Source organism: Streptomyces murinus (genome assembly GCF_002154555.1).
Classification (GTDB): domain Bacteria; phylum Actinomycetota; class Actinomycetes; order Streptomycetales; family Streptomycetaceae; genus Streptomyces; species Streptomyces murinus.
In genome coordinates this window covers 1-782 of sequence record NZ_MUNF01000942.1, presented here as the reverse complement: position 1 = coordinate 782, position 782 = coordinate 1, and the positions used below count along the sequence as shown (strand labels likewise).

General features: G+C 72.1%; 1 protein-coding gene. It reads right to left on the bottom strand.

Annotated features, from left to right (window positions below):
- The coding region (locus CCN72_RS36770; protein ID WP_208638199.1) for an acyl-CoA dehydrogenase family protein at positions 1–287 on the bottom strand (287 nt) is incomplete at its 3' end.
- Between the last annotated feature and the right edge of the window lie 495 nt (positions 288–782).

The following is a 782-nucleotide window of genomic DNA, read 5'->3' as shown; positions in this document are numbered from 1 at the left end:
AGGCCGAGGCCGACGGTGAGCCGGGCCGCGGCGAGCTCCTCCAGCACCTGGAGGTAGACCTCGTACGGCTGGTCGCCGCCGCCGTGCTCCGCGGCGTACGGCAGGCCGAGCAGGCCGGATTCGGAGAGCAGGGTGAAGACCTCGCGCGGGAAGCGGCCCGCGTCCTCCTCCTCGGCGGCCCTCGGGGCGATCTCCCGCCGGGCTATCTCCCGGACGAGGGTGAGCAGGTCCCTCGCCTCGTCCGTCGGCAGTTGACGCTCCACCGGCTGCGGGTCGCGGTCGGACATGGCGTCGGTCTCCTCCCTGCTGGGGAACCGGCGGCACGGCCCACGGGTCAGGGCGGCTCCGCCTGATCGTTCCGTTACGGCCACGGTGCGCACTCCCGGATCACGGAAGCCCGCTGACCAGCGGCTGCGCTGAGTATGCCCGAACATCGGACTCCCGTCACCAGTTAACGACCGCTCACTCAAACATTCCAGCCGGGCGCCGGACGGGGGTGTCGCGGGGAGGTCCCCGGGACGGCTGGGACCACCACCGGAGCCGACATCACAGCCATCGGCAAACCGGAATCCGGGGTCGGCCACGACCGGAATCCCGACAGGAGAGTAGGTGCGGCATCTCAGCCCCGAGCGTCTGGCGACCCACATGTCCAGGCGACCGCAGTCGAAAGCCCGATGGCCCGGCGCGCCGCGAGGCCCCCGTGGCTGGGTCACGTGGGGTTCAGGTGGCAGATGAGAGGCGTGGCGGGGGGGCGGAGTCCGGACCCGGACAGGGCGAAGGCG